Source organism: Thermostichus sp. MS-CIW-30 (assembly GCF_054058015.1).
On the sequence record NZ_JBSRZW010000026.1, the window covers coordinates 41873 to 48119 of the forward strand.

Below are 6247 nucleotides of genomic sequence, written 5' to 3' on the forward strand. Positions count from 1 at the left end.
GAGAGGATCTGTTGATGCTGGGCAGTTGGCTGTGGATCCTGGTCATGGGCTTTTTTGTCGGCCAGATCGTGGGTCGGTTGGGGATGCCCCCCCTGCTGGGGATGATCCTCGTAGGGATCCTGCTGGGAGAGGTCTTGTCTCCCGAGGTGCTGGCAGCGGCAGGGGATCTGCGGCTGGTGGCGGTGATGATCATTTTGATGAAGGCGGGCCTGGGGCTGGATCGGGAGAAGCTGGTCCAGCAAGGGTCTGTAGCCCTGCGGCTGGGTTTTTTGCCGGCCGCCTGTGAGGCGGTGGCAGTGGCCCTGTTGAGCACCTGGATCCTGGGGTTGGACTGGCCTACCGGTTTGCTGTTGGGCTGCGTGATTGGGGCGGAGTCGCCAGCCGTGATCGTGCCGGGGATGTTGCGCCTCAAAAGCCTGGGCTGGGGGGTGACCAAGGGGATCCCGGATGCTATTTTGACCGGCAGCGCCCTTTCCGACGTACTGCTGTTGTTGGGGTTTAGCCTGTTGCTCAGCTTTTTGGGCCAAGGATCCGCCGCGAGCGTTCGCTTAGGAAGCCTGGAGCTGTCGCCGCTGCAGTGGCTGCCGTTCCAGGTGGTGATGGAGATCCTGCTGGGCGTGGCTGTAGGCTACCTGGGGGCGCGGGTTCTGGTGTCGCTGCTAACCCAACAAAACTGGACTCGCAACAGCGTGCAGGAAGTGCTGCTGGCTGCCTGTATGGCCCTGGGCTTGGTGCTGGCGCCGCAGGTGTGGCCCTATTTTTCCGGCTATTTGGCGGTGATGGCCATGGGGTTTTTTCTGATTGAGCTGGATGCCCCTTTGGCGCGGCGGCTGCGGGGTGGGTTCGATGCCCTCTGGACGGTGGCGGAGATCGTGTTGTTTGTGCTGTTGGGAGCGTCGCTGGATCTGGGGGTGCTGGGATCCGTGTTTTGGCCGGGCTTGCTGCTCTTGACCTTGAGTCTGCTGCTGGGGCGGGGCCTGGGTTGGTGGCTTTCCACTCTGGGAAGCAATTGGAACGGGCGGGAGCGGCTGTTTTTGCTACCGGGCAACATGGCCAAGGCGACGGTGCAGGCGGCTATTGGTGGGATCCCTTTGGCCCAAGGGATCCCCGGTGGGGAGATCATTTTGGCTTTGGCGGCTCTGTCGATTTTGGTCACGGCCCCCCTGGGTGCTTGGCTGACCCAGGTGTGTGCTCCCCGGCTTTTGGAAAAAGGAGAGGTGGATCCCACCAAGGTAGGCAGCCAGGGCAAGGTGAGCTTTTTGGCAGCGGTGGACACCTCCCCTTTGGCCGAAGCCGTGCTGCGCAAGGTGGCCGATTTGGCGCGGCGGGTGGATGGGGAAGTGATTGTGTTGCATGTTACCGATGAGCCGCAGGGGAAAGGGGTAGAACTGTTGCGGCAACTCACCCAGCGTCTTTTGGCGGACATTCGCCACCAGTTTTGCTTGGCCTCGGGGCCCTTGGCAGAGACCATCGTAACCCTAGCTCAGGAGCGGCAGGTAACCGACATCGTCATGGGCAAGCGGGGCCACCGCGGCTGGGAGCAGGTTTTGGTGGGATCCACTTCCCAAGCGGTGTTGGAAACCAGCCCGATTCCGGTAATTTTGGTAGAGGAAGAGGACTTCAAGAGAAGCAGGATCCCTATCTCTGAGGGCAGAAAAAGCTAAGGATCCCACCTTTTCCGTAGGAAGTTCTGGGAACACAGTTCAAGGAGAATAGATGCGCTTGCAATCGGTGTGGGCTTACCTAAACCATGGCTTGGTCTCTCCCAGTTTGAGAGTTCCCTTTGCGGTTGCGTTGGGGGCTATTGGCGGATCCCTGAGTCGCTACTATCTATCCCTCTGGTTTGCGGAGCGATTTGGCCCTAGCTTTCCCTACGGAACCCTGATCATCAACTTATCGGGTTGTGTGGTCATGGGTTGGTTCATGACCGTGGCTATGGAACGCCCTGAGATCTCACCGGAAATTCGCCTGCTGTTCGGGGTGGGATTCCTGGGTTCCTACACCACCTTTTCTACCTATGAACTGGATACCTTTAGCCTCTGGCAGCAACATCGCTTTGCTGCTGGGCTTGTCTATTGGCTCGGTTCTTGCCTATTTGGAGCCTTGGCTATGGAGATTGGGATCCTGTTGGCACGATTGTGGCGATAACGTTTAACGTAACCCCTATCAATCAGCAATCTATCCATCCAAAAGCCAGGTGCAGCAACTGGTCATTTTGGGCAATAACTTTTTTCTTAAAAGCACCGGGATCCCCACTAGTCAACCCCCTGGAATTTCTTATCTTAAGGAGCACTCTTCACCAAAGCAATATACAGTTTTTCCAGCGTTACTCACTACAGCCAATGCCAGCCAATCTCTTGCCTGACAAGGATCCCACTTCACTGTAGACCTTATGTGAAGCGGAAAAATCTGTAACCATGACAATCGCAACAGCCCAAAGACAAAAGGGATACAAGTATGCTAGATGATGAACCAGAAGTTTATAAATTGGATATTTACATCGGCGAGTCAGACCGTTGGCAAGGGAAGCCTCTCTACCTGGCTCTGCTGGAGCTAGGTCGTCAGCGTGGGCTAGCTGGTGGTACTGTGGTGCGAGCTATTGCTGGCTTTGGTCGAAACAGTCATATTCGCAGCAGTAACCTTCTAGAGCTTTCCACAGATCTGCCCATTTTGGTAACTTTCATCGACACGCCGGAAAAAATCAAAGCCTTTCTACCGGAAGTAAAAACTCTGATGCATGACGGTCTAGTTACTTGCCATAGGGTACAAGTATTCCATCATGTTCCTCATCAACAACAATAGTCCAGATCTGAAAATAGATTCCCCATTGCCAAGGAGCTGGTTATGCCCGATTCCCCTTCTGCCCTGCGCTTTATTGTTTTGCTGGGGATCGTCAGCCTCTGCGCCGATGCCACCTACGAAGGGGCACGCAGCATTTCTGGAGCTTTTTTGGGATCCCTAGGGGCCAGCGGCACGGTGGTGGGCCTGGTGGCCGGCGGGGGGGAGCTATTGGCCTATGGCTTGCGGTTGGGGGTGGGCTATTGGAGCGACCAGCTGGGCAGGGATCCCGCGCACCGCAGTCGGGGTCACTGGCGGCTCACCACCTTGGGCTATGTCATCAACACAGCGGTGATCCCGGCTTTGGCCTGGGCGGGCAGTTGGCCTTGGGCCGCCGTGCTGCTCTTGGCCGAGCGGACGGGCAAAGGGATCCGCACCCCGCCGCGGGACGTGTTGCTTTCTCATGCAGCCCTGCAGGTGGGACGGGGCTTGGGGTTTGGCCTGCATGAGACCCTAGATCAAATTGGGGCGGTGGGGGGGCCGCTGTTGGTGGCGGCAGTTCTGAAAGTCGGCTATGGCTTCCGGGGTGGGTTTTTGGCCTTGGGGATCCCGGCGGCAATAGGACTGGGGGTTTTGGGGCTGGCGCAATGGCTCTATCCCAGCCCACGAGACTTCGAGCCGGAGCCGGAGATGACCTCGGCAAAAGGCTTGCCCAGAGTTTTCTGGCTGTATCTTTTGGCAGCAGCCTGTGTGGCTATGGGGTTTGCGGATTTTCCCCTCATTGCCCTGCATCTGCAACAACAGTCAGGGAGCGATGGGGCAGGGATCCCTTTGCTCTATGCCCTGGCCATGGGGGTGGATGCCCTAGCAGCCCTGGGCTGTGGCTGGCTGTTTGACCGCGTGGGGCTGTGGAGCCTGCTGGGAGCGGTGGCGGTATCGGCTGGATTTGCGCCGCTGGCCTTTTCCGGTACCTATGCTCTGACGGTGCTGGGCATGGTGCTCTGGGGGATTGGTTTGGGGGCCCAAGAATCCATCATGAAGGCGGCGGTGGCCGGTATGGTAGCTCCCGAGACGAGGGGCTTTGCCTTTGGCCTGTTTACCAGTGTCTATGGATTGGCTTGGTTTGTGGGCAGCGCCCTGATGGGGGTGCTTTACGATTTCTCCCTGACTGGCTTAGTGCTCTTTTCGGTAGTCACTCAAGGGCTGGGGGCGGCTATCCTGCTGGCTCTAGTGTCCAGGAGGCAGGCCGAGGTGGGCTGATGAAAAGCCCCTGCACCAGATTACGGTGCAGCTCTTCGGGGGTTTCGTTTGTGCTAGTGGTGAGGAGCACCATCCCCTCAGGTTTTGGGCCACCTCCAGGAGCTTTTGTCAGAACCCGATTTTCAGAACTGATCCTTCATACCGCGCAGCCGGGCAAAAACCCGCACCGGATCCTGAGCTCCGGTGGCTGCCTGCAAAGCCGGCTGATCCCAACGCAAGAAGGGATTGGTGCGGCGTTCCTCGCCCATAGTGCTGGGTACTGTTGGGGATCCCGATTGGCGCAGGGCAGCCACCTGCTGATAACGCGCCTGCAGGTCGGGGTTGTCTCCATCCACTGTCAGGGCAAACCTGAGATTGTTCAAGGTGTATTCGTGGGCACACCACACCCGTGTGGCTTCCGGCAACTGCCGCAGTTGATCCAGGGATCCCACCATCTGCTCCGGCGTGCCTTCAAACAGCCGCCCGCATCCCCCGGCAAACAGGGTATCGCCACAGAAGAGATCCCCACTCTCGGAAAAGTAGTAGGCAATATGGCCGCGGGTATGGCCGGGCACAAACAGCACCTTTGCTAGCCGACCCGCAAACTCCACTGTTTCCCCTGCCTTGAGCTCCACCGTCTGGCCGGGGATCCGCCCCCGATCCACCTGGCTGCCATAGACTCTGGCACGGGGATAGCGCTCCAAAAGCTGTCGGTTGCCCCCCACGTGGTCGTGGTGGTGGTGGGTGTTGAAAATGGCCACCAACTCCGCCCCCAGCTCGGCCAGCTTTTCCAACACGGGCTCAGCCACTGCCGGATCCACCACGGCTGCTGTTGCAGTGTCGGGATTGTGGAGCAGGTAGATGTAGTTATCGCGCAGGGCAGGCAACTGGAGAACGCGCATGGCTCGGCTAACTCTCAAAAATGGCCTGTTCTACGTCTTGCCGGCTGAGGGAATAGGGAAAAGATAAAGTTTTCGTGTTGCCGTCTGGGTAGGTGTATCGCACCCAAATGCTGGTTTCTTCCAGGCGCAAAATGGCTTTCCAGCCAGGCCGTTCGCAAAACCACTGCTCCACATCCTGCGGATCGCGGGTGCAGCCCTGATCCTCCAGCCAGCGTTCGATGGTGTGGAGCGGGTGATTGTACAGGGGCGTGGTTGCAGGAGGCAAAGGCATGGCGAGATTCAAGAAAAGCAATCAAACCCTAGAGTCAACGGGCTATGTTCATTCAAGCACTCCTGATCCAGAATCCGAAAACTCGATCCCAATGTCCTACCGAAGAGGGCAGGAAATGCTCGCAGAATCAGCTTGCCCCACTCTCTCGCAGCCAAGCGAGGACACCTGCCAGTAGCAAACACACGACTAGGGTGGATCCCATCAGCAGCAGGGCACAAAGCTCACCAGGTGAAAGTGGGCGGGTTTCCATGCGCAGCTCTAGAGAATCGGCACCAAGGGATCCCGGCATGCCCAGAGATCCCGTGTTGGCGGTCACCGCCCGTAAGCTGGCATCGTAGATGGCCCGTTTCGCCGGGTTGCTAAGGACAAGGTAGGCCTCCTGCAACTCTTGGAAGCAGCGAATGGCCACTTCCGGAGCCAGGGGAGAAGTATCGGGATGGTAGCGCTTGCTCAATTGCCGGTAGGCCCGCCGGATGGCCTCAGGAGATGCCCCTGGAGACAGACCCAGCCGTTGGTAGTAGGTGAGGGAAGTCAAGGAGCGCATGCAACCTATGGAGGAGCAAGACTACAGGGGCAGCAAAACCGCTTTCAGGGGAGCACAGCTCTAGTCCAGTGTAATCACTCGCGCAGACACCGGGATCCCTGCAGCAAGCCTCTATTCTTCCTCATCCTCTTCAGACTTAGCTTTGGGATAGTAGAAACCGGTGTTGCGACCGCTGAGAATGGCGCGCCCAATGGTCATGGCTCGCTGGGCCTGGAGCTTAGCTTTGCCCAGCCAGACGGCGTAGCGCCTGCGACTGCGGGCTTTAGAAGTTTTCTTCTTAGGAACAGGCATGGCTTCGCACAAAAACACAGCCTTACTAGGCTAGCATTGAGGCTGCGCTGCCGATCCCAGCTTTATTCAGGCAAGTAGCCTATCAGTGGTTGACCAAAAGGCGCGGCAAGCCCCGTCCTTCAGGGCAGGGAAGGATAGCGCCGACCGTAGCCGACGCCCTTTAAAAACGCAGTGTCGGCCATGTGAATATCGTTGTCATCACGCATAGGCCAAGAATACGAT

At 58.1% G+C, this 6247-nt stretch carries 8 protein-coding genes; 4 read left to right on the forward strand and 4 right to left on the reverse strand.

The window, feature by feature from the left end:
* The first annotated feature begins 14 nt into the window (after positions 1 to 14).
* The 4 genes from ACVWXW_RS11290 to ACVWXW_RS11305 all read left to right on the forward strand — a co-directional run bounded on the left by ACVWXW_RS11290 (position 15) and on the right by ACVWXW_RS11305 (position 4038).
* Entirely contained in the window at positions 15 to 1664 is a 1650-nt protein-coding gene (locus ACVWXW_RS11290; protein WP_457403885.1) for a cation:proton antiporter domain-containing protein, read from the forward strand.
* A 52-nt stretch (positions 1665 to 1716) separates the two neighbouring features.
* The gene (gene crcB / locus ACVWXW_RS11295) at positions 1717 to 2148 is read left to right on the forward strand and encodes a fluoride efflux transporter CrcB (protein ID WP_457384683.1); all 432 of its coding nucleotides are present in this window, start codon (positions 1717 to 1719) and stop codon (positions 2146 to 2148) included.
* A gap of 309 nt (positions 2149 to 2457) precedes the next feature.
* On the forward strand, positions 2458 to 2802 hold the full coding sequence (locus tag ACVWXW_RS11300; protein WP_011431825.1) for a DUF190 domain-containing protein: 345 nt from the start codon (positions 2458 to 2460) through the stop codon (positions 2800 to 2802).
* Between the two features lie 42 nt (positions 2803 to 2844).
* Positions 2845 to 4038: an MFS transporter gene (locus ACVWXW_RS11305; protein WP_457403878.1), complete on the forward strand. Its 1194-nt coding sequence runs from the start codon at positions 2845 to 2847 to the stop codon at positions 4036 to 4038.
* A 122-nt stretch (positions 4039 to 4160) separates the two neighbouring features.
* Here the strand turns inward: ACVWXW_RS11305 and gloB are convergent, their stop codons facing one another.
* The 4 genes from gloB to ACVWXW_RS11325 all read right to left on the reverse strand — a co-directional run bounded on the left by gloB (position 4161) and on the right by ACVWXW_RS11325 (position 6025).
* Complete coding sequence (gene gloB, locus ACVWXW_RS11310; RefSeq protein ID WP_414522627.1) at positions 4161 to 4919, reverse strand: hydroxyacylglutathione hydrolase; 759 nt, start codon at positions 4917 to 4919, stop codon at positions 4161 to 4163.
* A 7-nt stretch (positions 4920 to 4926) separates the two neighbouring features.
* A complete protein-coding gene (locus ACVWXW_RS11315; protein ID WP_011431822.1) occupies positions 4927 to 5190 on the reverse strand; it encodes a DUF3143 domain-containing protein in 264 nt (87 codons plus the stop codon).
* Positions 5191 to 5317: 127 nt separating this feature from the next.
* A complete protein-coding gene (locus tag ACVWXW_RS11320) occupies positions 5318 to 5734 on the reverse strand; it encodes a J domain-containing protein (protein WP_414330358.1) in 417 nt (138 codons plus the stop codon).
* Positions 5735 to 5845: 111 nt separating this feature from the next.
* Positions 5846 to 6025, reverse strand: coding sequence for a 50S ribosomal protein L32 (locus ACVWXW_RS11325; RefSeq protein WP_011431820.1), 180 nt, complete (start codon positions 6023 to 6025; stop codon positions 5846 to 5848).
* Between the last annotated feature and the right edge of the window lie 222 nt (positions 6026 to 6247).